The organism is Microbacterium lacus (assembly GCF_002812805.1).
Classification (GTDB): Bacteria; Actinomycetota; Actinomycetes; order Actinomycetales; family Microbacteriaceae; genus Microbacterium; species Microbacterium lacus_A.
On sequence record NZ_NMUM01000005.1, the window covers coordinates 55,168 to 78,617 of the forward strand.

A 23,450-nucleotide genomic window follows, 5' to 3' on the forward strand; every position below is an offset into this window, starting at 1 on the left:
GCGGCGGCAGGGGACGAGCGACGCCCGGAGGAACAACGGGTCGTTGAACGACGCGGAGGCACCCCACCCGAGGTGGACCGCGCCGCTGCATCCCGACGCGCCATCGCGGCACGGCGCGAACGCGCGGCGCTCAAACGCGACGTCACGACCCGCGTCATCACACCCCAAGAGCTGCTTCGACGGGCATGGGCTGCACCGGAGTCCGCTGCGGCGGCCATGCGTGCACCCGACTTTCTGACGTCGATCCCCGCTATCGGTGAAGGGAAACGCGATCGCATCCTGGCGCAGCTGAGCATCTCGCCGGTCAAGCGACTCGGGGGACTGGGTACCCGCCAGCGCAAGGACCTCAGCGCCTTCCTCGATGAGCGACTTCCCGAACCCGTGCCGCGTCCCGGACGCAGCCGGCTCATTGTCCTGGCAGGCCCGACGGCAGTGGGCAAGGGCACGGTCGCCGCGCATATCCAGGAACATCACCCCGACATCCTGCTCTCGGTGTCGGCGACGACACGTCCGCCGCGTCCCGGCGAAGAGGATGGCAAGCATTACTTCTTCGTGGACGACGCCGAGTTCGACCGGATGGTCGAGGCCGAGGAGCTTCTCGAGCACGCGACCGTGCACAACCAGTACCGGTACGGCACGCCCCGCGAGCCGATCGAGCGTGCTCTCAATGACGGTCGCACCGTGTTGCTCGAGATCGACCTGCAGGGCGCGCGTCAGGTGAGGCGCAGCATGCCCGACGCCATGTTGGTATTCCTCTTGCCCCCCAGCTGGGACGAGCTGGTCAACCGCCTGGTGGGTCGTGGCACGGAGAACTCCGAAGAGCGTGCCCGTCGCCTGAAGACGGCGAAGCGCGAGTTGGCCGCGCAGCCCGAGTTCGACTACCTCGTGGTCAACGAGAACGTCGCGGCGGCGGCAGACGAGGTCGCGGCCCTCGCCCAGAGTTGATCGGTGGTCACGTCGACCGCCGCTCCCTGAGCTTGTCGAAGGGAGCAGTCCGGGCGCGGGGCACGACGGGTCACTTCGACAGGCTCAGTGACCGCGGCGCGGTATAGCACGCATCCGCGTTCGATTTCGGAAAGTTACGACCCGATGTGCCCTTTGTTGCGCGGTCGTCCACGATGATGACGTGCCCGCAACCGTTCTCGACCTCGCTGAGGCGCGCCTGACCGAAACCGCCTCGCGGACGGAGGGCGTGCTGCTCGAAGGTGTCTCCCGTGCGTTCCCGACGGCGCGCGGCTCGCGAGAGGTCCTTCGGGGCGTAGACCTCGACGTTCGCCACGGCGAGATCGTGGCGATCGTCGGTCCGTCCGGATGCGGCAAGTCCACCCTTCTGCGGATGCTCGGGGGACTGGACGCTCCGACGAGCGGTTCGATCCGCGTCGGTGGCGCGCCGGTGACCGACACGGACGCTCGGACCGCCGTCGCCTTTCAAGAACCTCGCCTCTTGGCCTGGCGTACTCTCGCGCAGAACGTCCAGCTCGGGCTGCCGCGGAGCACGCGCGGCGAAAACAAGCGAGAGGGCGGCGAGCGGGTACGCCAACTGCTGGAGCTCGTCGGGTTGTCTCACGCCGCCGATCAGAAGCCGCGCGAGGTCTCGGGCGGGATGGCGCAGCGCGCGTCGCTCGCTCGCGCGCTGGCACGCAACCCCGAGGTCCTGCTCCTGGATGAGCCCTTCGGAGCGCTCGACGCGCTGACGCGGCTGCGTATGCAGGATCTGCTTCTCGACATCCATGCGGCGCAGCCGACGACGGTCATCCTTGTCACGCACGACGTCGAAGAGGCACTGTTCCTGGCCGACCGCGTGCTCCTGCTGCGCTCGCTCGACACGACCTCGAACACCGATGCATCCGTCGGTTCCATCGCCCGCACGATCGTCGTTCCGGGGGACCGTCCCCGCGACCGCGCCGACCACGCGCTCACAGAGTTGCGCGCCGAGCTCCTGCAAGGACTCGGCGTCGACACCCATCACCACCACAACCACTCCGAGGAGACCCGATGAGTACCACCATCCGCCGCACCGTTCCCGCGATTCTCGTGGCCGGCGCGATGATGATGCTCGCCACGGGTTGCGTCGCGGGCGAGAACGCCGCCGCGGCCGATGCGAACGCATCGGGTGAAGCGCAGGAGTGGTCGACCGACACCCTCTCGATCGACTTCGCCACCTACAACCCGCTCAGCCTGATCATCAAGGATCAGGGTCTGCTCGAAGAGGCACTGGGCGACAGCGTCACGGTCGAGTGGGTTCAGTCCGCCGGCTCCAACAAGGCGAACGAGTTCCTGCGCGCCGGATCGATCGACGTCGGATCGACCGCCGGTTCCGCCGCGCTGCTGGCACGTGCCAACGGATCGCCCATCCAGGTCATCGACATCTACTCGCAGCCCGAGTGGTCCGCGATCGTCGTGCCCGCCGACAGCGACATCACCTCGGTCGCGGACCTCGCAGGCAAGTCCGTCGCGGCGACCGCGGGTACCGACCCCTACTTCTTCCTGCTCCAGGCGCTCGAGACCGAGGGCTTGACGGTCGACGACATCGAGGTGCAGAACCTGCAGCACGCCGATGGACGCTCGGCCCTCGAGGCAGGCTCCGTTGACGCCTGGGCCGGCCTTGACCCGATCATGGCCGCGGCCGAGGTCGAGTCCGGAGCGCAGTTGATCTACCGCAACGTCGACTTCAACTCGTACGGCTTCCTCAACGCCACGGAGGAGTTCATCACCGAGCACGCCGACGTCGCGCAGGTCGTCGTCGACGCGTACGAAGAGGCACGTGCCTGGGCGCTCGAGAACCCCGAAGAGACCGCGGCGCTCCTCGCCGAGGTTGCCGGCATCGACGTCGAGGTTGCGAACACCGTGATCCAGGAGCGCTCGAACCTCGATGTCAGCGGCGTGCCCGGCGAGGCGCAGCTCGCCGTGCTCGAGGTCATCGCGCCCGTGCTGGTCGCGTCGGACGCGGTCCAGGGCGGCGAGGACGCGATCAACGCAGCACTCGACACGATCATCAACGCCACGTTCGCCGAAAAGGCCACCGAGGGCTGATGACCGTTCCAGCAACCAGCACGACCGCGAGCCCGGATGCCACTGTGCGTCCGGGCCTCGCGGCGCGTCCGGGCCTCGCGGCGCTTTCGGGCTCCGCAACGCGCTCGTTCTGGGACCGCCGTGCCGTGCGGATCGTCGGCGGGATCGTCGTGCCGCTCGTCATCCTGGGCATCTGGCAGGCGGTGACCGTCTCGGGCCTCATCCCTCCCTATCGGCTGCCAGCCCCAGCAACGGTCGTTCAGGCCGGGCTTCAGCTGGCCGACAGCGGTGACCTGTGGATCCACATCGCGATCTCGGTTCAGCGTGTCCTGCTCGGCTTCGCCATCGGCTCGGTGATCGGGCTGGCGGGCGCCGCGATCGTGGGACTGACGAAGGCCGGCGACGTCCTCCTGAGCCCGATCCTCGCCGCTTTCCGGGCGATCCCGTCGCTCGCGCTTGTTCCGCTTCTGCTGCTGTGGATGGGTATCGGCGAAGACTCCAAGGTCACGTTGATCGCGATCGGTGCCTTCTTCCCCGTCTTCACGACGGTGAGCGTTGCGCTCCGCCAGGTGGACCCGCACTCGGTCGAGATGGCGCGTTCGTTCAGTCTGCGCGGCTTCGCGTTGTTCCGCACCGTGCAGCTGCCGTCCGTCGTTCCCTCGATCATGTCCGGCTTGCGGCTCGCGCTGGCGCAGAGCTGGCTGTTCCTCGTCGCGGCAGAACTCATCGCGGCGTCGATGGGTCTGGGCTGGCTCCTCACGGACTCGCAGTCCACCGGACGCGTGGACCGCATCCTGCTCGCGATCGTCCTCCTTGCGCTGCTCGGAACACTGACCAACGGCATCCTGAGTCTCGTGCAGAAGTACCTGCTGCGACGGTGGATCTGACGTGAGTGCAACGACTCCCGTCACGGACGGGGCGGTCGCCGAAGCGCGCCTGCCGGAGAGACAACTGCCGGAGACACGGCTCGTCGAGACGCGCGAGTACCCCGCACCGGCGGCATTCGCCGCGCAGGCGAACGTCACCGTCGGGGCATACGCGGATGCTTCGGCCAACCCCGTCGCGTTCTGGGAGGGTGCCGCTTCCCGGCTGGAATGGGCTGAACCCTGGCACAGCGCACACGAATGGGAGCCGCCCGTGCGTGACGCGTCGGGCGAGCTCTCGGTCCCGGCGGCGCGCTGGTTCGTCGGGGGGCGCCTGAATGTCGCCGCGAACTGTGTCGACCGCCATGTCGCCGCCGGGCGCGGCCAGAAGGTCGCCCTGCACTTCGAGGGCGAACCGGGGGACCGCACGACGGTCACGTACGCCGACCTGCAGCGTCGGGTGTCGCAGGCCGCGAACGCCCTGCTCGCGCTCGGTATCGAGCCGGGCGACCGCGTGGTCGTCTATCTTCCTGTCCTCGTCGAGACCGTCGTCATCGCCCTCGCCTGCGCACGGATCGGTGCGGTCCACTCGCTCGTCTTCGGGGGGTTCTCGGCCGAGGCGGTGCGGTTCCGCGTCGAAGATACGAAGGCCAAGCTTCTCGTCACGAGCGACGGACAGTACCGACGTGGCGCGGCCGTGCGGGTAAAGCACGCAGCCGACGAAGCCGTCGCGGGCCTCGATCACGTCGAGCACGTCTTGGTCGTGCGCCGCACCGGGCAGGATGTTCCCTGGACCGAGGGTCGCGATGTGTGGTGGCACGACGTCGTTGACACCGCGTCGGATCAGCACGAGCCGCAGGCGTTCGACGCGGAGCATCCGCTCTTCATCATCTACACCTCGGGTACGACGGGTAAACCGAAGGGCCTCGTGCACACGAGCGGCGGCTACCTGACCCACGCGAGTTGGGCGCACTGGGCGCACTTCGACGCCAAGCCCGACGACGTGCACTGGTGCACCGCCGACCTCGCCTGGGTGACCGCACACACGTACGAGATCTACGGTCCGCTCTCGAACGGGCTCACGCAGGTGATCTACGAGGGAACGCCGGATGCGCCGACGCGCGAGCGTCATCTGGAGATCATCGAGCGCTACGGCGTCACGGTGTACTACACGTCGCCCACCCTGATCCGCACCTTCATGACGTGGTTCGGCGACACCCTCCCCGCGGGGCACGATCTGTCGACCCTGCGTCTGTTGGGCACGGTTGGCGAGGCGATCAACCCCGCCGCCTGGGTGTGGTTCCGCGAGACCTTCGGCCGCGGCGAGCTGCCGATCGTCGACACCTGGTGGCAGTCCGAGACCGGCGCTGCGATGATCGCGCCCCTTCCGGGGGTGACGACGCTCAAGCCGGGCTCGGCATCCATCGGTCTGCCGGGTATCGATGTGGCCGTTGTGGACGAAGACGGAGCGGATGTCGCACCCGGCCGCTCGGGGACGCTCGTCGTCCGCCGACCGTGGCCCGGAATGGCGCGGACGGTATGGGGCAACCCGCAGCGCTATCGCGACTCGTACTGGGCGCAGTACGCGGGCAAGGGCGAACACGGCGGCTTCTACGTCGCCGGAGATGGCGCGACGATCGACGCCGACGGCTACGTCTGGATTCTCGGGCGCCTGGACGACGTGCTGAACGTGTCGGGCCACCGGATGTCGACCATCGAGATCGAATCGGCGCTGGTGTCACACCCGACCGTGGGGGAGGCGGGGGTGACCGCGGTCACCGACCTCGTCACCGGGCACGCTGTTGCCGCGTTCGTCGTCGCTTCCGGGGCTGAGGGGCTGTCTGCTGCGGACCTGCGAGCACACGTCGCACGAGAGATCGGCCCCATCGCCAAGCCCAAGCACCTGTTGGTGGTTCCCGAGCTGCCCAAGACGCGGTCCGGCAAGATCCTGCGCCGCCTGCTCGCGCAGCTGTGGGAGGCTGAACAGGACCGCCGGGCCGGTCGTGAACCGGGAGCCCTGGGCGACACCACCTCGTTGCAGAACCCCTGGGCCGTCGACGACATCGCCACAGCCCTCGCCTCGGCGTGAGCCGCAGAGAACCACACCTGAGAGAAGACATGACCGAAGATCACCGGTTCGGATTCCGTACGCGTGCCCTCCACGCGGGGGCCACGCCCGACGCTTCCACGGGTGCCCGCGCAGTGCCGATCTACCAGACGTCGTCGTTCGTCTTCGATGACGCGACGGATGCGGCGAACCTGTTCGCCCTGCAGAAGTACGGCAACATCTACTCGCGTATCGGTAACCCGACCGTCGCTGCCCTCGAGGAGCGCCTCGCCTCGCTCGAGGGTGGCATCGGCGCGGTGGCCACGGCATCCGGAATGAGCGCCGAGTTCATCACGTTCGCCGCGCTGGTCGGACACGGTGACCACGTCGTCGCGTCGGGCCAGCTGTACGGCGGCACCGTGACGCAGCTCGACGTGACACTCCGCCGGTTCGGCGTCGAGACGACGTTCGTGCCCTCGAGCGACCCGGCCGACTATGCCGCGGCGATCCGGCCCGAGACGAAGGTTCTGTACGTCGAGACGATCGGCAACCCCTCGGGCGAGATCGCCGATATCGAGGGACTGGCCGAGGTTGCGCACGCGGCCGGCATCCCGCTGGTCGTCGACTCGACGCTCGCGACGCCCTACCTCGCGCGCCCGCTCGAGCATGGCGCCGATATCGTGATCCACTCGGTCACGAAGTTTCTCGGCGGCCACGGCACGACGCTCGGCGGAGTCGTGATCGAGAAGGGCACGTTCGACTGGGGCAACGGCAAGTTCCCGCAGATGATCGAGCCGGTCGCCTCCTACGGCGGCATCAGCTGGTGGGACAACTTCGGTGAGTACGGATTCCTCACCAAGCTCCGCTCCGAGCAGCTCCGCGACATCGGTCCCGCGCTCAGCCCGCACTCCGCCTTCCTGTTGCTGCAGGGCGTCGAGACCCTGCCCCAGCGCATCGACGCGCACCTGTCCAACGCGCGAATCGTCGCTGAGTGGCTCGACAGCGACCCGCGCGTGTCGTTCGTGACGTGGGCCGGACTCGAGGAGCACCCCCACCGCGATCGCGCGGCGAAGTACCTGCCGCTCGGACCGGGCTCGGTTTTCGCCTTCGGCGTGCGACCCTCGGGCGAATTCGCCTCGGATGAGGAACGTCTCGTCGCGGCCCGAGCGGCGGGGGAGTCCGTCATCGACGCCCTGCGCCTGGCCTCACACCTGGCGAACATCGGCGATGCACGCACCCTCGTCATCCACCCGGCCTCGACCACGCACCAGCAGTTGAGCGCGGCGCAACTGGTCGACGCGGGCGTTCCCGCCGATCTGATCCGCATCTCGGTGGGGCTGGAGGATCCCGAAGACATCCTGTGGGACCTCGATCAGGCCCTCACGGCCGCGACGGGGGTGCAGCGATGAGCGCCTCGTGCGAACTGCCGCAGCAGCCGGTGGCGCCCGCGCCCGAGAACGGAGCGGCGTGCGCTCTTCCCGGCGCCGTCGTCGCGGGCGCGCCGGAGCGCACCTGGGCCCCGCCCGGGTCACAGGATCGCTACGAGATCCTGCGAAAGGCGAAATCGGTCGCCATCGTCGGCGCATCCGAGAACCCCGCGCGCGCGAGCTTCTTCGTCGCCACGTATCTGCTCGGCAGCTCGCCCTACGACGTGTACTTCGTCAACCCGCGGGCGAAGAACATCCTGGGTCGCCCCGTGTATGCCTCGCTGGCCGACCTGCCCGTCGTTCCGGACATCGTCGACGTGTTCCGCCGACACGATGATCTGCCCGGAGTCGCGCAAGAGGCAGTGGATGTCGGTGCCGCGGCGCTGTGGCTGCAGCTCGGTTCGTGGAACGAGGATGCGGCGGCGATCGCCGAGGCCGCGGGGCTGTCGGTCGTGATGGATCGTTGCATCAAGATCGAGCACGCGCGCTTCCACGGCGGGCTGCACCTTGCCGGTTTCGACACCGGCGTGATCAGCTCGAAACGCCAGTTGCTGTCGCGCTGAAGCTCGCGGGCGCGCCGCTCGCGTAGAATGAACGGATGCGTGCGCTCTGGCGTGCGCTCACAGACTTCCGGAGGCGCTAGCATCCGGGCCCCGATCGAGAGGATCCGCCATGGCTGGAACGAGCGAAGGCATCATCGACCCGTCACTAGACGCGCTGCTGCAGAAGAAGGATGCCGAGGGCGCCCCGATCTCCAAGTACCAGCTCGTGATCTACGCAGCCAAGCGCGCGCGTCAGATCAACGACTACTACTCGGACCTGCACGAGGGCAACCTGTTCGACAACGTGGGCCCCCTGGTCGACTCGTCTGTCGAAGACAAGCCGCTCACGATCGCGATGCACGAAATCAACGAAGACAAGCTGCGCCTGCGCGGCACCGAGGCCTAAAGACTCGGAAGAAATTGCCGCCGCCCGCCGCGACCTCTGATGGTCTGGGGCGGGCGGCGGTTTCAATGTCGGCGGTCCCCGCCATACTGGGCCGCACACTGGTGCGTGAGCACCCGACTGGAGCACCCATGAGCGATCTGCGACTGTTCACCTCCGAATCCGTGACCGAGGGACACCCCGACAAGATCTGCGACCAGATCAGCGACAGCATCCTCGACGCGATCCTGACGGAAGATCCGGTCGGGCGCGTCGCGGTCGAAACGCTCGTCACGACGGGTCTCGTTCACGTCGCGGGTGAGGTGTCGACCTCGGCGTACGTCGAGATCCCCGCGATCGTCCGTCAGGTCGTGAACCGCATCGGGTACACCTCGAGCGAGACCGGCTTCGACGGCGATTCGTGTGGTGTGAGCGTGTCGATCGGCGCGCAGTCATCTGACATCGCGGCGGGAGTCAACAAGGCGTTCGAACAGCGCGAACAGCGATCGGCCGATCCGCGCGACGAGCAGGGCGCGGGCGACCAGGGCATCATGTTCGGTTACGCCACGACCGAGACGCCTCAGCTGATGCCGATGGCCAGTTGGACCGCGCACCGGATGGCGGAGCGTCTCGCAGACGTCCGGCGCGAGGGTCGTCTGCCGTTCCTGCGGCCGGACGGCAAGACCCAGGTCACGCTCGGCTACGACGGGCCGACTCCGAAGACGGTGGACTCGGTCGTGCTGTCGACGCAGCACCACCCCGACATCTCTCAGGACGATCTGCGTGCCCTCGTGCAGGCCGAGGTCATCGACCCGGTGCTCGAGGCTACGGGTCTCGACATGCCCGACGTGAAGTACTACATCAACCCGGCGGGTCCCTTCCTCGTCGGCGGACCGAAGGGTGATGCGGGTCTCACGGGTCGCAAGATCATCATCGACACCTACGGCGGGGCATCGCGGCACGGCGGCGGGGCATTCAGCGGCAAGGATCCCTCGAAGGTCGATCGTTCGGGCGCATACGCCATGCGTTGGGTCGCGAAGAATGTCGTGGCCGCGGGTCTCGCGGACCGCCTCGAGGTCCAGGTTGCGTACGCGATCGGCAAGGCGCGGCCCGTCGGCATCTACGTCGAGTCGTTCGGCACCGGGCGAGTCCCGGATGCCGAGATCACCCGTGCGATCACGCAGGTCTTCGACCTGCGCCCGGCGGCGATCATCGAGCAGCTCGACCTGCTGCGTCCGATTTATGCGCAGACGGCCGCCTACGGCCACTTCGGACGTGACCTGCCGGACTTCACGTGGGAGCGCCTCGACCGCGTCGAGGAACTGCGCGCCGCAGCCGGATTCTGACCGTGGCAGGACGTCCGGTGGCGCGCGTGCTGCTGGATTCGCCGCTGCCGCAACTTGACCGCTTGCTCGACTACGCGGTCCCGCCGGCGATGGATGACGCGGTCGTGCCCGGCGTGCGAGTTCGCGTTCCCCTGCGCACGGTCGGTCGACTCGTCGACGCCTATGTCGTCGAGCGTGGCGAGGCCGTGGATCCGGACCGACCGCTGTCCGAGATCGACACGGTCGTCTCGGATGTGCGGCTGCTGCCAGAGCGCCTCTACACGCTCGCCCGTCGCGTGGCGGATCGAGCGGCGGGTTCGGCCTCGGACATCCTGCGCCTGGTGATCCCCAAACGTCAGGTGCGCGTCGAGAAGGCCTGGGTCGCGGGGGAGCGGCCCCTCGTGCCCGAGATCTCCGCAGACAGTGTGGCGGCTGCCGAGAGGACGTTGGGCTTCTACCCGGGGTTGTGGGGGGCGATAGATGGCGGCGGTCGTGTGGCCCTGGACGCGCCGCCGCGCCCGGCCCGGACGGCGACCGGCGAACCCGTCGGCGAATGGGCGCTTCTGCTTGCCGCTGCGGCGACCCGGACGTTGGCCGCGGGGCGCAGCGCGATCATCGTCGCACCCGATCACCGGGACCTTGACCAACTCGCGCGGGCTTTGTCAGGCGCGGTGCCCGCTGAAGCGATCGTGCGCGACGACTCGTCTCGCAGCGCCGCCGAGCGGTATCGCGGTTACCTTCGGCTGTTGGCGGACGCGCCCGCCGTCGTCATCGGAAACCGCTCGGCCGTGTACGCCCCGGTGGCGAACCTCGGGCTCGTTGCGATCTGGAACGACGGCGATCCTCTGCTCGAAGAACCGCTCGCACCGTATGTCCACGCCCGAGATGCGGCCCTCGTGCGACAGGGGCTCGATGGCGGCGCGCTGATCTTCGCGGGACACACCCGAACGACGGATGTCGAGCGCCTGGTCTCGGTCGGCTGGCTGCGCGATCTCCCGGCAACCCGTCGCACCGCACCACGCGTCGTTCTGAGCGCCACCCGCGAGGGCGAGCGGCCCGGGGTGCGCGTGCCGTCTGCCGCTTTCGCTGCCGCCCGCGAGGCACTCGCCCATGGTCCCGTTCTGGTGCAGGTGTCGCGCCCGGGTTACGCACCGGTCCTCATCTGCGACGGCTGCCGGCGCGCCGCACGCTGCGCGCACTGCGGGGGACCGCTGCAGGCCGAACGCCGCGGCGCGATACCCACCTGCCGGTGGTGCGGGCGCGTCGCAACGGGATGGCAGTGCCCGCACTGTGAGCAGACGAAGTTCCGGCTCGCATCGGCGGGGAGCATCCGCACGGCAGACGAACTCGGGCGTGCTTTCCCCGACACGCGCGTGATCATCTCGGATGGCTCGCACCCCGTGCTGGAGGTCGATGATCGGCCGGCGCTGGTGATTGCGACCCGCGGCGCGGAGCCTTTCGCCGCGGGCGGATACCGCGCCGTCGTGTTGCTCGACGGCGACCGGATGCTGATGTCCGATGCGTTGCGCATCGGCGAGGCGTGCCTGCGTTGGTGGTCGGATGCGGCGGCACTGGCAACCCCCGGTGCGCCCGTTCATCTGGTCGGGGTGGCGGGCGCGGTCGGACGCGCTCTCGCGACATGGACGCAGCCGGCGTACGCGCGGGCGGAACTCGACGACCGTGCTCCGCTCCGCATGCCCCCGACGTATCGCGTGGCATCCCTCGAGGGCGACTTCGACGCCGTGGAGCGCGCGGTTATCGAACTGCGCGCGGCGGTCGCTCTCGATCCGGAAGCGGTCATCGGGCCCGTCGAGATCCCGGCCGATCCGATGGCGACGCGCCCCGGCCCTGCGGCCCGTGTGCTGGTGCGTTTCGACTACGCGCACGGCGCGGCCGTCACCACGAGTTTGCGGGCAGCCGTCGTCGCTGCCGCCCTCCGCGGGCGCCGCGGACCGAGGAAGAGTGGATCAAGCACGACTGCGCCGCGGAATACACTCAGAGTGCGGGTCGATCTGGCCGACCCGGAGCTCTAGGAGGCGTCATGCGGCTGGTCTTTGCCGGGACGCCCGAACCCGCGGTGCCCTCGCTCGGGGTGCTCGCGGCGGAGGGGCACGAGATCGTCGGTGTCGTCACGCGACCCGACGCTCCGCTCGGGCGGAAGCGCGTGCTGACGCCCTCGCCCGTGGCCGAGGCCGCGGAGAAGCAGGGGCTCAGGGTCATCCGTGCCGGGCGCCTCGACGACGCCGTAACGGACGCGATCACCGCACTCGAACCAGAGCTGGGCGTCATCGTCGCGTACGGCGGCCTGGTGCGCGAGCCGCTTCTCAGCGCGCCCACGCACGGCTGGATCAACCTGCACTTCTCGCTGCTGCCCCGCTGGCGTGGAGCGGCACCCGTGCAGCACGCGCTCATTGCGGGCGATGAACTCACGGGTGCGAGCGTCTTCCAGCTCGTGGCCGAACTCGATGCGGGGGATGTCTTCGCCGAGCGCAGCTATCGTGTGCCGCGGGATGCGACGGCCGGCGAGGTCTTGGTCGACCTCGCGGGGCTCGGGGCCGAACTCCTGCGCGATGTCGTCGCCGGCATCGAGAGCGGACGGATGACCGCCGCACCGCAGGTGGGCGAGCCCACGTTCGCTCTCAAACTCACGCTGGACGACGGCCGGGTTCGCTGGGACGAGCCCGCCGAGCGAGTTCTCGGGCGCATCCACGGCACGACCCCCGAGCCGGGCGCTTTCACGACGGTCAACGGCCAGCGTCTGAAGGTGCTCACGGCACGCTCCGGCGGGGCGCACATCGCATTGCGCCCGGGCGAAATCGCGGCCGCGGGCCGGGACATCCTGATCGGCACCGCAACGGACGCGATTCACGTCGATCGCGTGCAGCCGGCGGGACGACCGGCGATGGCGGCGGGCGATTGGTGGCGGGGTCTGCGCACCCCTGACCTGAGGGCAGGCGAATGAAGATCCAACCCGCACGTCGCGTTGCGTACGAAGTCCTGAGTGCCGTGTCGGAGTCGGATGCCTACGCCAACCTGCTTCTGCCCGTCGGCATCGGTCGTGCGGGCCTCGGATCTGCCGACGCCGGCCTTGCCACCGAGTTGACCTACGGGACGCTGCGACGCCGCGGCTACTACGACGCCGTCATCGAGCTCGCGTCACGGCGCAAGGTGGCCGCGATCGATGCCCCCGTGCTCGATGCGCTTCGCATGACGGTGCACCAGCTTCTCTCGACCCGTGTCGCCTCGCACGCGGCCGTGCACGAGGGCGTCGAGCTCGTGCGGGTCTACGGCGGCAGTAGCGCGACGGGCTTCGCGAACGGGGTGCTGCGCTCCATCGCCCGGGAAGATCCCGGAACGTGGCGCGAACGCGTGCTGGCCACGGCACGGAACACCGACGAGCGTCTCTCGCTCGGGCACGCGCATCCGACGTGGATCGTGCGCGCCTTCCGTCGGGCTCTCGCCGCCGAGGGCCGCAGCGATGAGCTTGAGGCTCTCCTCGCGGCAGACAACGCTTCGCCGTCGGTCACCATGGCAGCGCTGACGGGTCTGGCCGATGTGCCGGAAGACGCCGTGCGCACGCTGTATTCGCCGCTGGGCTTCCGTGCCGGGGGCGGTGACCCCGAACCTCTCGTCATCGGATCGGGCGGGCGCCTCCGCGTTCAGGACGAGGGCTCGCAGCTCGCGGCGCTCGCGCTGACCCGGGCCCGCGAAATCCGCGCGGGGGAGCGTTGGCTCGACCTGTGCGCCGGACCCGGCGGGAAGACCGCGGTGCTCGCCGCCGAGGCGCGGGGTGAGGCATCCGTCGACGCGAACGAGGTCTCACCGGCGCGAGCGGGACTCGTGCGGCGAGCGCTCGAGGGTGTCCCCGCGACCGTCGAGGTCAGCGAGGAAGATGGCCGCACGCGCGTCGACCGCGACGCCGGCGGGTACGACCGCGTGCTGGTCGATGCCCCCTGCACCGGCCTGGGCGCGCTGCGCCGCCGACCGGAGGCGCGTTGGCGGAAGGGCCCGGAGGATGTCCCGCAGCTCACGACGTTGCAGGGCGAACTGTTCGATGCGGGTGTGCGCGCACTCCGTCCGGGCGGCATCGTCGCGTATGTGACGTGTTCACCGCACCTCGCCGAGACCGTCGGAGTGACCCGTGAGGGCGCACGGCGCTGGGAGGGCCAGATCACCCAGCTCGATGCCCGTGCGGTCGTCCGTGACGTCTCGCGCGCACCGATCGATCTGCCCGAGGCATCCGAGGACGCCCTCCACGTTCAGCTCTGGCCGCACCGGCACGGCACCGACGGCATGTTCATCGCCCTCTTCGAGCGCAACGCCTGACGTCGCGCGTGAGCGCTTCCGCTGTCGCAGATCGACCCTCCGGCGCGGTGGAAACGTCGATGTGCGACAGCGGAAGGGCATCTGGGTCAGTCGAGGAAGTGCAGACGCCCGCCGTGCACCTCGAGCTGGCGACGCAACAACTCCAGCGCGGCGGGATGAGCGCGCGCGAGTTCGCTCCCGTCGACCAGGATCGTGTCATCGGTCACGGCGCCGTCGGCGAGGTCGCTCAGCACCCCGATCATCCGTTCCGCGCCGCTGAAGGCGAGCTCACCGCCGAGGTGGACGACGACGCGTCCTTCGCTCCGGTCGATGCGGATGCCAGGTGCTGCGATCGCCTCGTGGGGCTCGAAGACATGCATCCCGAACTCGCCCGACATGCGCTCCAGGATCTGGATGCCTCGGACGCTGTTGCCGTGGCGATCCAACCGCGGGCTGAACGTGGCAACCCCGAACTGCGACGGCGCGATGGCGAGCAGAGCCCCGCTGACACCGCTCTTGGCCGGGAGCCCGACGCGCAGCAGCCATTCCCCGGAGTAGTCGTACATGCCGCAGCTCGCCATGACCGAGACGACATCGCGGGCGACATCCTCGCGCACGACACGTTCGCCCGTGACCGGGTTCACGCCCCCGAACGCGAGGGTCGCGCCCATCACGGCGAGGTCCCGAACGGTGACGAGTACCGAACACTGGCGGAAGTACGTCTCGACGACCGTCGGGACATCGCCACGGATGATGTCGTGCGAGCGCGTCAGGTAGGCCAGGGCGCGATTGCGATGGCCGGTCTCGGATTCGCCGCGGTAGACCTCCTCGTCGACGGTCAGCGTTCGACCGGCAAAGCGTGAGAGACCCGCGACGATCGTCTCGGCGCGCGAGAACTCGTCGCCCTCCCCGAGAAGAGACGAGGTCACGATGGCGCCCGCATTGACCATGGGGTTGGCGGGACGACCGGTCCCCGCCTCGAGGCTGATGGCGTTGAAGGGCTCGCCGCTCGGCTCGACCCCGACCCGCGCGAGGACCGCGTCCCGCCCGAGCTCTTCGAGGGCGAGCGCGAGCACGAACGGCTTCGAGACCGACTGGATCGTGAACTCGACGTCGTCATCGCCGACAGAGGTCACCCGCCCCCTCGGGCCCACAACCGCAAAGGCGAGCCGCTCGGGATCGGCCGCCGCAAGGGAGGGGATGTAGTCGGCGACACCTCCGGCGTCGCGCCCACGCACGTCGTCCAGCACGGTCTCGAGCATGCGCACAATCGGGTCCACGCCCTGACCCTATCGGCCGGTATCGACGCTCTCGTCGCTCAGCGAGAGGACGCGACATGCCGCGTGCACCTCTACGCCGACGGCATGTCGCGTCCTCTCGGGGTCACTGGCGTGCTCGAGGGCCGACGTGGCTTGTCGTGAGGAGTCCGTCGGCATAATGAGGGGGTGCCCCAGACCGAGCTTCCCTCCGCCCCGCGGATCAACCCGAGCATCCTTGCGGCGGACTTCGTCAACCTGCAGGCCGATCTCGAGCGGATCGCCACCGCTGACTTCGTCCACGTCGACGTCATGGACAACCACTTCGTGCCGAACCTGACATTCGGGCCCCAGATGGTCGGGCGAATCCAGGCGACGAGCCCGGTACCGCTCGATGTGCACCTGATGATCGATGACCCCGATCGCTGGGCCCCGGGGTACGCCGAGCTCGGCGCAGCATCCGTCACTTTCCATCTCGAGGCCGCGACAGACCCGGTCGCGTTGGCGCGCAAACTCCGCCAGATCGGCGCACGCGCGGGCGTCGCCGTCAAACCGGATACCCCGGTCGAGGGGCTATTCGACGTGCTCGACGAGTTCGACCAGATCCTCGTCATGACCGTTGAGCCCGGCTTCGGCGGCCAGTCGTTCCGCGCGGACACGATGCCCAAGCTGCGTCTGCTCTCCGAAGAGGCGCGCCGGCGCGGCTCACAGGTCTGGCTACAGGTCGATGGCGGGATCTCGCAGTCGACCATCGCGCAGGCTGCCGAGGCGGGGGCCGACACCTTCGTCGCCGGATCCGCGGTGTTCGGAGCGGAGCGTCCGGATGCCGCGATCGCCTCGCTCCGTGCGGGCGCGGCTCGCCACGTGCACTGAGCCGGTAGCCTGGCAGGGTGAAGACATTCGACGAGCTGTTCGCGGAGCTGACGGTCACGGCCGCCGAGCGACCCGAAGGCTCGGGTACCGTGGCGCAGCTCGATCGCGGAGTGCACGCGATCGGGAAGAAGATCGTCGAAGAGGCCGCCGAAGTGTGGATGGCCGCGGAGTATGAGTCCGACGAGGCCACGGCGGAAGAGATCTCGCAGCTGCTCTACCACCTGCAGGTGCTCATGCTGGCGAAGGGTCTGACGACCGGCGACGTCTACCGACATCTCTGATTCGTTCCCGTCCTCCCACCCCCGAACCGAAAGCTCGCATCACCATGTTGCGTATCGCCGTGCCCAACAAGGGCTCGCTCGCCGACACCGCCGCCGACATGCTCGCCGAGGCCGGATACACCGGTCGCCGGGACCCCAAGGACCTGCACGTCATCGATCCCCAGAACGATGTCGAGTTCTTCTACCTCCGCCCGAAGGACATCGCGACCTACGTCGGTTCCGGTGCGCTCGATGTCGGCATCACGGGTCGTGACCTGCTGCTCGACGCACGGATGCCCGGCGCTCAGGAAGTTGAAGCGCTCGGCTTCGGCGGCTCGACCTTCCGATTCGCGGGCCCTCCCGGACGTTTCGACTCGGTCACCGACCTCCAGGGGATGCGTGTTGCCACCGCCTACCCGGGGCTTGTCGATGGCTTCCTCGACGAGCACGGTGTGGCCGTGGATCTCGTGCCGCTCGACGGTGCGGTCGAGTCCGCCGTGCGCCTCGGCGTCGCGGATGCGGTCGCCGACGTCGTGTCGACGGGTACGACGTTGCGCCAGGCGGGCCTGGAGATCTTCGGCCCCGTCATCCTCGAGTCCGAGGCCGTGCTCATCGCGGGCCCCGACGAAAAAGACGGCACCGAGACGCTTCTGCGGCGGCTGCGGGGCGTCATGGTTGCGCGGCGGTTCGTCCTCGTCGACTACGACCTGCCCGCGGCCCTGCTCGATCAGGCGACCGCGGTCGCACCGGGCATCGAGTCGCCGACCATCTCGCCGCTGCGCGATCCCGAGTGGGTCGCCGTGCGTGTCATGGTGCCCCGTCACGGCGTCAACCGGGTGATGGACGAGCTCTACGCGATCGGTGCGCGCGCCATCCTCGTCACCGCCATTCACGCCGCGAGGCTGTGACGACGTGGCTCTGGTGTGTCGTGTCATTCCGTGCCTCGACGTCGCGGCGGGGCGCGTCGTCAAGGGCGTGAACTTCGCAAACCTGCGCGACATGGGGGACCCGGTCGAACTCGCGCGGCTCTACTTCGCGCAGGGTGCCGACGAGATCACCTTCCTCGATGTGACCGCGACGGTCGACGAACGTGCCACGACCTACGACGTCGTGCGACGGACGGCCGAAGAGGTCTTCATCCCGCTGACGGTCGGCGGGGGAGTGCGCACGGCTGAGGATGTCGCGCGGCTGCTCGCCGTCGGTGCGGACAAGATCGGCGTGAATTCGGCCGCCATCGCGCGGCCCGCGCTGCTCGATGAGATCGCCGATCGTTTCGGGGCGCAGGTTCTCGTGCTCTCACTCGATGTGAAGCGTTCGGATGCGACGACGTCCGGCTTCGTCGTCACGACCCACGGCGGTCGCACCGAGACGACACTGGATGCGCTCGAGTGGGCCCGCGAGGCCATCGAGCGCGGCGCCGGAGAACTGCTCGTCAACTCGATCGACGCGGACGGTACGAAGGAAGGCTTCGACCTCGAACTGGTCGGGCTGATGCGGGAGCTCGCCAGTGTCCCGGTGATCGCGTCCGGCGGTGCCGGCTCGGCCGCCGATTTCGCGCCCGCCATCCGCGCGGGCGCGAATGCGGTGCTCGCCGCGAGCGTGTTCCACTCGGGGCAGCTCACGGTCGGGGATGTCAAGGCGGCTATGACCGCCGAGGGAATCGAGGTTCGCGCGTGAGCGATACGGAAACATCCGATCTCGACGAGCGCATCGCCCGCGTCGCGTTCAACGCCGATGGCCTGGTCGCGGCGATCGTGCAACAGCACGACACGCGCGAAGTCCTCATGCTCGGATGGATGGACGCCGAGGCGCTCCGCCGCACTCTGACGAGCGGGCGGGTGACCTTCTGGTCGCGATCGCGCCGTGAGTATTGGCGGAAGGGTGACACGTCCGGGCACATCCAACTCGTGCGCGGCGCCCGCCTCGACTGCGACGGCGATGCCGTGCTGCTGAGCGTCGAGCAGGTCGGACCCGCGTGCCACACCGGCACGCGCACCTGCTTCGACGCCGACGACCTCCAACCCACCGTGGACGACCTCCAACCCACCGTGGACGACCTCCCACCCTCCGTGGCGGAGGTCACCGCGGGTGACGCCGACGAAACAGAGAGTCTGCTCGGACGGGGCGGCGCGTGAGGCTGCGCCGCGCGAGATTCACGACCGTCCTGCTTCTGCTCGCCGCGGGGGCTCTGCTGCTCATCGCATCAACGCAGCCGTGGTTCGTCGTCGTGCTTCGGGAGAGCCCGGACACTCCGCTGGATGTGAGCGGTTCGGCCGCCGTGCCCGTTCTTGCACCGCTCGCTCTGGCCGCTCTGGCCGTCGCCGCGGCAACGTCCATCGCCGGTCGTTTTCTGTCCTACGCCGCCGCCGTTCTGGCGATGCTGCTCGGCCTGGCACTCACCGTGCTGCTCTGGGCCCCGTCCACCGGCGATACCGCGGCTGCGATTTCTCCGTCTGTCACCGAGGCGACGGGGATCGCGGGCGCGGATGCGGTCGCCGCGCTGGTGCGCCGGGTCGAGGCCACGGCATGGCCGCTGATCGCCCTCGTCCTGTCGCTCGTCGTGTTCGGTATCGGACTGTTCGCGATCGCGACGGCACACGCCTGGCCTCAGGCGGGACGTCGCTACCGCACGGACTCTCGAGCGCGTTCCGGCGACGATCCGGCTCGCGGTGACCGGGGTGGACGGTCTGCGGGTGAGCCGGACGAGGCATCCGCGGGGCACGCCGCGCCCCTCGACGCCATCGACTCGTGGGACGATCTCAGCCACGGATCCGACCCCACGCGCTGATCGCAACCGTGCCCCGATCGCGATCGGTACCCGGTCGGCGCCCGATAGACTGGGACGCGCATTCCATCGAAGGAGCCCTCATGAGCCACGACATCGACGACCCCGGTCACGGACACTCGCCGGCCGCCTGGACAGCAGTGGTGATCATGCTGCTCGCCGTCGCTATCGGCACGGTCGCCTTCTACCTCGATGTGCCGTGGATCGTGTGGGCGTCCGTCGTTCTGCTCTTCGTTGGCCTTCTCGTCGGGTGGGTCATGAAGCGCGTCGGCTACGGCGTCGGTGGCGCCAAGTCGGCCCCGAAAGTCCATTGAGCATGCTGGCCGATCTCACGTCCGGCGCGGTCGAAGATGCGCGCGCTCGTGAGGTCGAGCTCCCGTTTGCTGAACTCGAGCGTCGCGCGCTCTCGGTACCCCCCGCGGTCGACGCGCTGGCGGCCCTCGCGCCCGCTGACACCGTGCGGATCATCGCCGAGGTCAAACGCGCGAGTCCTTCGCGTGGCGATCTTGCCGACATCCCGGATCCGGCACTGCAGGCCCGCCTTTACGAAGAGGGCGGTGCCGCAACGATCAGCGTTCTGACCGAGGGGCGCCGGTTCAAGGGGAGCCTTGCCGACCTCGAAGCGGTGCGGGCGGCGGTTTCGCTCCCCGTGCTGCGCAAAGATTTCATCGCGACGGCGTATCAGGTGTTCGAGGCGCGCGCCGCGGGCGCCGACCTCGTGCTGCTGATCGCTGCCGCGCTCGACCAGCCCACACTCGCGACTCTGCATGAGCTCGTGATCGAACTGGGCATGACCCCCCTCGTCGAGACGCACGACCTCGACGAGGTCCGCCGCGCAAGCGAGATCGGAGCACGCCTCGTGGGTGTCAACGCACGCGATCTGACCACGTTCGAGCTCGACCGAGACCTGTTCGGTCGCCTCGTCGAGCACATTCCGGCGGATGCGATCAAGGTCGCCGAGTCCGCCGTGAAGACGCCCGAGGATGTCTTGCACTACCGCAATGCGGGTGCCGACGTCGTCCTCGTGGGCGAGGCCCTGGTGACGGGTGACCCGGTTGCGACCCTCCGTGATTTCCTGGCGGTGGGCAGTGCCCTCGGAGTGTCGAAGTGAGCCTGCGCGCGGCCACGGGGCCGTTCTTCGGCGAATTCGGCGGGCGCTACATGCCGGAGTCGCTCATCGCGGCGATCGACGAGCTGACCGGCGTCTACGAGGACGCGATCGCCGACCCGGAGTTCATCCGCGAGTTCCACCACCTGCTCGCGACCTATGCCGGGCGTCCCTCGATCATCACAGAGGTACCTCGTTTCGCCGAGCACGCCGGGGGCGCCCGCGTCTTCCTCAAGCGCGAGGACCTGAATCACACCGGGTCGCACAAGATCAATAACGTTCTCGGCCAGGCGCTGCTGACCAAGCGCCTCGGCAAGACGCGCGTCATCGCCGAGACCGGCGCGGGTCAGCACGGCGTCGCGACCGCGACCGCTGCAGCGCTCTTCGGCTTCGAGTGCACGATCTACATGGGCCAGGTCGATACCGAGCGTCAGGCGCTGAACGTCGCCCGGATGCGTCTGCTGGGCGCCGAGGTCATTCCCGTCACGACCGGGTCCCGCACGCTCAAGGACGCGATCAACGAGGCTTACCGCGACTGGGTCTCGAGCGTCGAGACGACGAACTACATCTTCGGCACGGCCGCGGGCCCGCATCCGTTCCCCGCGATGGTGCGCGATTTCCAGAAGGTGATCGGCGAAGAGGCGCGGGCGCAGCTGCTCGACGAGCTCGGTCGCCTGCCCGATGCCGTTGTCGCGTGCGTCGGCGGCGGGTCGAACGCGATCGGCATGTTCGACGCGTTCCTCGATGACAGCGACGTCCGTCTGTACGGTGTCGAGGCAGCCGGTGATGGTGTCGACACGCCCTTCCACGCGGCCTCCATCGAGCGCGGACGGCCCGGCGTGCTGCACGGGGCGAAGACCTACGTGCTGATGGACGAGGACGGACAGACGACGGAGTCGCACTCCATCTCGGCAGGTCTCGATTACCCGGGTGTCGGCCCCGAGCATGCGTGGCTGTCGGCGATCGGGCGTGCCGAGTACATCCCCGCCACCGACGACGAGGCGATGCAGGCGCTGAGGCTGCTCAGCCGCACTGAGGGAATCATCCCGGCCATCGAGTCGGCGCACGCCCTCGCCGGCGCCTTGCGCATCGGCCAGGAGCTCGGTCCCGACGGGATCATCGCGATCTGTCTGTCCGGGCGCGGTGACAAGGACATGGACACGGCAGCCCGCTATTTCGAGCTGTACGACGCGGATGCGGCGAGTCCGGTGATCCCGGACGAGGCCGTCGACGCGGACGGTGCGGCGTCGGGCGAGGGGATCGAGCTGTGACCTCCCGCGTGGAAGAGGCGATCGCGCTTGCGCACGCGGAGGGCCGCGGGGTACTCGTGGGTTACCTGCCGGTCGGCTTCCCCGACATCGAGACAAGCATCGAGGCCGCGGTCGCTCTGGCCGAGAACGGCGTCGACATCATCGAGCTGGGCCCGCCCTACAGCGACCCGGTGATGGACGGAATCGTCATCCAGGAGGCCACGCAGGCGGCCCTGGCGGCCGGCTTCCGGCTCAAGGATCTGTTTCCGGCGATCCGCGCGATCACCGCACGGATCGACATCCCCGTCCTCGTGATGTCGTACTGGAACCCGATCTGGCAGTACGGCGTCGACCGCTACGCGGACGACCTGCTCGCGGCGGGCGGCGCGGGAATCATCACGCCGGATATCACCCCCGAGGCCGCGGGCGAATGGATCGCCGCGAGCACGCGGACGGGTCTCGATCGGATCTTCCTCGCCGCGCCGACCTCGACGGATGAGCGCCTGGACCTCGTCGTGCAGAACTCGACCGGATTTGTCTACACGGTCTCGACGATGGGGATCACCGGCGAGCGCGCCGAGCTGGATGCTGCGGCACGCACCCTCGTCGGACGCCTGCGCGAGCGCGGTGCCCAGCACGCCTGCGTCGGCATCGGCATCTCGACCCCGGACCAGGTGACGGGCGTCATCGAGTACGCGGACGGCGCGATCGTCGGCACCGCCCTCGTGCGTGCGTTGCGTGATGGTGGGGTCGAGGGGCTGAGCGGGGTCGTCCGCGCACTCTCGGCCGGAACCGCGCGCCCTCAGACGGCGTAGCCACACACGAGCACAGGCGATCACACGAGAACAGGCGGACGCCGCGCATTTTCGCCTGTGTCGGTGTTTTTGCCTGTCCTCGTGCGGCAGAGTGAGTCCGCGCCGCCCCGAGCGTGACGCGGGCCTGACTCCGGCGGGTTGCCGCGCTGATCTAGACTTCCGCTCATGCCTTCTTTCGCCCTGAGCGTGCATGCGAGTGTGCTCGCGAGCATTCCGAGCCCGTCAGTCAGCTTCATCCAGCTCGGACCGTTGCGCATCTACTTCTACGCGCTCTGCATCATCGCCGGCATCATCGTCGCAACGATCATGACGAACTATCGCTTGACCAAGCGCGGCGCCGAGCCGTGGATCGTGCTGGATGTGACGCTCCCGGCTGTTGTGCTCGGCATCATCGTCGCCCGGATCTACCATGTGCTCACGCACCCGGCGTTCTACTTCGGAGAGGGCAAGAACCCCCTCGCCGTGTTCTACATCTGGGAGGGCGGCATCGCGATCTACGGTGCGCTCATCGGCGGCGCGATCGGGGCCTGGCTCGGTTGCCGCTGGAGCGGCATCCGCTTCTGGACGTACGCGGATGCGCTGGCCCCGGGTCTGCTGCTGGCTCAGGCGATGGGTCGCTTCGGCAACTGGTTCAACCAGGAGCTGTTCGGATTGCCGACCGACGTGCCCTGGGGTCTCGAGATCGACCCGGATAACGACGCCTTCCCCGCAGGGCTCGCCCCAGATACGCTCTTCCACCCCACCTTCCTGTACGAGGTCATCTGGAACGTCGCGGGCGTGTTCGTTTTGCTCTGGGCGGGACGCAAACTCCAGCTGCAGTGGGGCCGCCTGTTGGGGCTCTACCTCGTCTGGTACAGCGCGGGCCGTGTCGTGTGGGAGTCCATCCGCATCGACCCGAGCGAGATCATTCTGGGCCTGCGCACCAACGTCTGGGCCGCGATCTTCGGCGTCGTCGTCGGGCTCGCGATCATCGTCATCCAGAAGCGCCGCCACACCGGCATGGAGCCGAGCCCGTACATGCCCGGGCGCGGCCCGGCGGCAGCGGAGGTCGGAGAAGGCGCTGAGGTACAATCGCAGAACACCACTGAGTTTGTGGACGTGAGCGAGCCGCCCGCGAACGAACTCGAGGGCGGGGCAACGGCCACAAGCTCAGTCGCCACGAAGTAACCGCCACGAAGAATTGCGTCCGGGCCAACGTCG

General features: G+C 68.8%; 24 protein-coding genes. 23 read left to right on the top strand and 1 reads right to left on the bottom strand.

Features of this window, described 5'->3' with window-relative positions; genetic code table 11:
- Nucleotides 1-72: 72 nt before the first annotated feature.
- The 12 genes from gmk to CGU34_RS00785 all read left to right on the top strand — a co-directional run bounded on the left by gmk (nucleotide 73) and on the right by CGU34_RS00785 (nucleotide 13,924).
- Nucleotides 73-945, top strand: a complete 873-nt coding sequence (gmk, locus tag CGU34_RS00730; protein ID WP_036296270.1) for a guanylate kinase — start codon at nucleotides 73-75, stop codon at nucleotides 943-945.
- A 181-nt stretch (nucleotides 946-1,126) separates the two neighbouring features.
- Entirely contained in the window at nucleotides 1,127-1,999 is an 873-nt protein-coding gene (locus tag CGU34_RS00735; protein ID WP_036296268.1) for an ABC transporter ATP-binding protein, read from the top strand.
- On the top strand, nucleotides 1,996-3,033 hold the full coding sequence (locus CGU34_RS00740) for an aliphatic sulfonate ABC transporter substrate-binding protein (protein ID WP_036296267.1): 1,038 nt from the start codon (nucleotides 1,996-1,998) through the stop codon (nucleotides 3,031-3,033). Before CGU34_RS00735 ends, CGU34_RS00740 begins: the two co-directional genes overlap by 4 nt.
- A complete protein-coding gene (locus tag CGU34_RS00745) occupies nucleotides 3,033-3,899 on the top strand; it encodes an ABC transporter permease (RefSeq protein ID WP_100812943.1) in 867 nt (288 codons plus the stop codon). Before CGU34_RS00740 ends, CGU34_RS00745 begins: the two co-directional genes overlap by 1 nt.
- A 49-nt stretch (nucleotides 3,900-3,948) precedes the next feature.
- Nucleotides 3,949-5,964 carry an acetate--CoA ligase gene (gene acs, locus CGU34_RS00750; RefSeq protein WP_440344726.1) on the top strand — a complete coding sequence of 672 codons (2,016 nt, stop codon included), beginning with the start codon at nucleotides 3,949-3,951 and terminating at the stop codon, nucleotides 5,962-5,964.
- A gap of 29 nt (nucleotides 5,965-5,993) precedes the next feature.
- Nucleotides 5,994-7,331, top strand: a complete 1,338-nt coding sequence (locus tag CGU34_RS00755) for an O-acetylhomoserine aminocarboxypropyltransferase/cysteine synthase family protein (RefSeq protein WP_036296265.1) — start codon at nucleotides 5,994-5,996, stop codon at nucleotides 7,329-7,331.
- Nucleotides 7,328-7,912, top strand: a complete 585-nt coding sequence (locus CGU34_RS00760) for a CoA-binding protein (protein ID WP_036296257.1) — start codon at nucleotides 7,328-7,330, stop codon at nucleotides 7,910-7,912. The genes CGU34_RS00755 and CGU34_RS00760 overlap by 4 nt, the downstream gene beginning before the upstream one ends.
- 109 nt (nucleotides 7,913-8,021) lie before the next feature.
- On the top strand, nucleotides 8,022-8,297 hold the full coding sequence (gene rpoZ, locus CGU34_RS00765) for a DNA-directed RNA polymerase subunit omega (RefSeq protein ID WP_036296256.1): 276 nt from the start codon (nucleotides 8,022-8,024) through the stop codon (nucleotides 8,295-8,297).
- Nucleotides 8,298-8,425: 128 nt separating this feature from the next.
- Nucleotides 8,426-9,619: a methionine adenosyltransferase gene (gene metK / locus CGU34_RS00770; RefSeq protein ID WP_036296255.1), complete on the top strand. Its 1,194-nt coding sequence runs from the start codon at nucleotides 8,426-8,428 to the stop codon at nucleotides 9,617-9,619.
- 2 nt (nucleotides 9,620-9,621) lie between these two features.
- Nucleotides 9,622-11,631, top strand: coding sequence for a hypothetical protein (locus CGU34_RS00775; protein WP_036296254.1), 2,010 nt, complete (start codon nucleotides 9,622-9,624; stop codon nucleotides 11,629-11,631).
- A gap of 8 nt (nucleotides 11,632-11,639) precedes the next feature.
- Nucleotides 11,640-12,560: a methionyl-tRNA formyltransferase gene (gene fmt, locus CGU34_RS00780; protein WP_036296252.1), complete on the top strand. Its 921-nt coding sequence runs from the start codon at nucleotides 11,640-11,642 to the stop codon at nucleotides 12,558-12,560.
- On the top strand, nucleotides 12,557-13,924 hold the full coding sequence (locus CGU34_RS00785; RefSeq protein ID WP_036296250.1) for an RsmB/NOP family class I SAM-dependent RNA methyltransferase: 1,368 nt from the start codon (nucleotides 12,557-12,559) through the stop codon (nucleotides 13,922-13,924). The genes fmt and CGU34_RS00785 overlap by 4 nt, the downstream gene beginning before the upstream one ends.
- Nucleotides 13,925-14,010: 86 nt before the next feature.
- Here CGU34_RS00785 and glsA read toward each other — a convergent pair whose 3' ends face one another.
- Nucleotides 14,011-15,183, bottom strand: a complete 1,173-nt coding sequence (gene glsA / locus CGU34_RS00790; RefSeq protein ID WP_051513078.1) for a glutaminase A — start codon at nucleotides 15,181-15,183, stop codon at nucleotides 14,011-14,013.
- 165 nt (nucleotides 15,184-15,348) lie between these two features.
- Between glsA and rpe the strand changes: the two genes are divergently transcribed.
- The 11 genes from rpe to lgt all read left to right on the top strand — a co-directional run bounded on the left by rpe (nucleotide 15,349) and on the right by lgt (nucleotide 23,417).
- Nucleotides 15,349-16,032: a ribulose-phosphate 3-epimerase gene (gene rpe / locus CGU34_RS00795; RefSeq protein WP_036296248.1), complete on the top strand. Its 684-nt coding sequence runs from the start codon at nucleotides 15,349-15,351 to the stop codon at nucleotides 16,030-16,032.
- A gap of 17 nt (nucleotides 16,033-16,049) precedes the next feature.
- Nucleotides 16,050-16,313, top strand: coding sequence for a phosphoribosyl-ATP diphosphatase (locus CGU34_RS00800; RefSeq protein WP_036296246.1), 264 nt, complete (start codon nucleotides 16,050-16,052; stop codon nucleotides 16,311-16,313).
- A 44-nt stretch (nucleotides 16,314-16,357) separates the two neighbouring features.
- Nucleotides 16,358-17,200, top strand: coding sequence for an ATP phosphoribosyltransferase (hisG, locus tag CGU34_RS00805; protein WP_100812944.1), 843 nt, complete (start codon nucleotides 16,358-16,360; stop codon nucleotides 17,198-17,200).
- A 4-nt stretch (nucleotides 17,201-17,204) separates the two neighbouring features.
- Entirely contained in the window at nucleotides 17,205-17,969 is a 765-nt protein-coding gene (hisF, locus tag CGU34_RS00810) for an imidazole glycerol phosphate synthase subunit HisF (protein ID WP_100812945.1), read from the top strand.
- Entirely contained in the window at nucleotides 17,966-18,427 is a 462-nt protein-coding gene (gene hisI, locus CGU34_RS00815; protein ID WP_100812946.1) for a phosphoribosyl-AMP cyclohydrolase, read from the top strand. The genes hisF and hisI overlap by 4 nt, the downstream gene beginning before the upstream one ends.
- The gene (locus tag CGU34_RS00820) at nucleotides 18,424-19,080 is read left to right on the top strand and encodes a Trp biosynthesis-associated membrane protein (RefSeq protein WP_100812947.1); all 657 of its coding nucleotides are present in this window, start codon (nucleotides 18,424-18,426) and stop codon (nucleotides 19,078-19,080) included. Before hisI ends, CGU34_RS00820 begins: the two co-directional genes overlap by 4 nt.
- An 80-nt stretch (nucleotides 19,081-19,160) precedes the next feature.
- The gene (locus tag CGU34_RS00825; protein WP_100812948.1) at nucleotides 19,161-19,391 is read left to right on the top strand and encodes a DUF6704 family protein; all 231 of its coding nucleotides are present in this window, start codon (nucleotides 19,161-19,163) and stop codon (nucleotides 19,389-19,391) included.
- 2 nt (nucleotides 19,392-19,393) lie between these two features.
- Nucleotides 19,394-20,188 carry an indole-3-glycerol phosphate synthase TrpC gene (gene trpC / locus CGU34_RS00830; RefSeq protein WP_100812949.1) on the top strand — a complete coding sequence of 265 codons (795 nt, stop codon included), beginning with the start codon at nucleotides 19,394-19,396 and terminating at the stop codon, nucleotides 20,186-20,188.
- Nucleotides 20,185-21,456: a tryptophan synthase subunit beta gene (gene trpB / locus CGU34_RS00835; RefSeq protein ID WP_100812950.1), complete on the top strand. Its 1,272-nt coding sequence runs from the start codon at nucleotides 20,185-20,187 to the stop codon at nucleotides 21,454-21,456. Before trpC ends, trpB begins: the two co-directional genes overlap by 4 nt.
- Nucleotides 21,453-22,250: a tryptophan synthase subunit alpha gene (trpA, locus tag CGU34_RS00840; RefSeq protein WP_100812951.1), complete on the top strand. Its 798-nt coding sequence runs from the start codon at nucleotides 21,453-21,455 to the stop codon at nucleotides 22,248-22,250. The genes trpB and trpA overlap by 4 nt, the downstream gene beginning before the upstream one ends.
- Before the next feature lie 165 nt (nucleotides 22,251-22,415).
- Complete coding sequence (gene lgt, locus CGU34_RS00845; protein WP_100812952.1) at nucleotides 22,416-23,417, top strand: prolipoprotein diacylglyceryl transferase; 1,002 nt, start codon at nucleotides 22,416-22,418, stop codon at nucleotides 23,415-23,417.
- Nucleotides 23,418-23,450: the final 33 nt, after the last annotated feature.

Coding starts and splice junctions, on each gene's coding strand:
- hisG (WP_100812944.1), top strand. CDS start 16,358: ATGTTGCGTATCGCCGTGCCCAACAAGGGCTCGCTCGCCGACACCGCC.
- CGU34_RS00740 (WP_036296267.1), top strand. CDS start 1,996: ATGAGTACCACCATCCGCCGCACCGTTCCCGCGATTCTCGTGGCCGGC.
- CGU34_RS00745 (WP_100812943.1), top strand. CDS start 3,033: ATGACCGTTCCAGCAACCAGCACGACCGCGAGCCCGGATGCCACTGTG.
- CGU34_RS00760 (WP_036296257.1), top strand. CDS start 7,328: ATGAGCGCCTCGTGCGAACTGCCGCAGCAGCCGGTGGCGCCCGCGCCC.
- CGU34_RS00755 (WP_036296265.1), top strand. CDS start 5,994: ATGACCGAAGATCACCGGTTCGGATTCCGTACGCGTGCCCTCCACGCG.
- fmt (WP_036296252.1), top strand. CDS start 11,640: ATGCGGCTGGTCTTTGCCGGGACGCCCGAACCCGCGGTGCCCTCGCTC.
- rpoZ (WP_036296256.1), top strand. CDS start 8,022: ATGGCTGGAACGAGCGAAGGCATCATCGACCCGTCACTAGACGCGCTG.
- lgt (WP_100812952.1), top strand. CDS start 22,416: ATGCCTTCTTTCGCCCTGAGCGTGCATGCGAGTGTGCTCGCGAGCATT.
- CGU34_RS00825 (WP_100812948.1), top strand. CDS start 19,161: ATGAGCCACGACATCGACGACCCCGGTCACGGACACTCGCCGGCCGCC.
- CGU34_RS00785 (WP_036296250.1), top strand. CDS start 12,557: ATGAAGATCCAACCCGCACGTCGCGTTGCGTACGAAGTCCTGAGTGCC.
- metK (WP_036296255.1), top strand. CDS start 8,426: ATGAGCGATCTGCGACTGTTCACCTCCGAATCCGTGACCGAGGGACAC.
- trpC (WP_100812949.1), top strand. CDS start 19,394: ATGCTGGCCGATCTCACGTCCGGCGCGGTCGAAGATGCGCGCGCTCGT.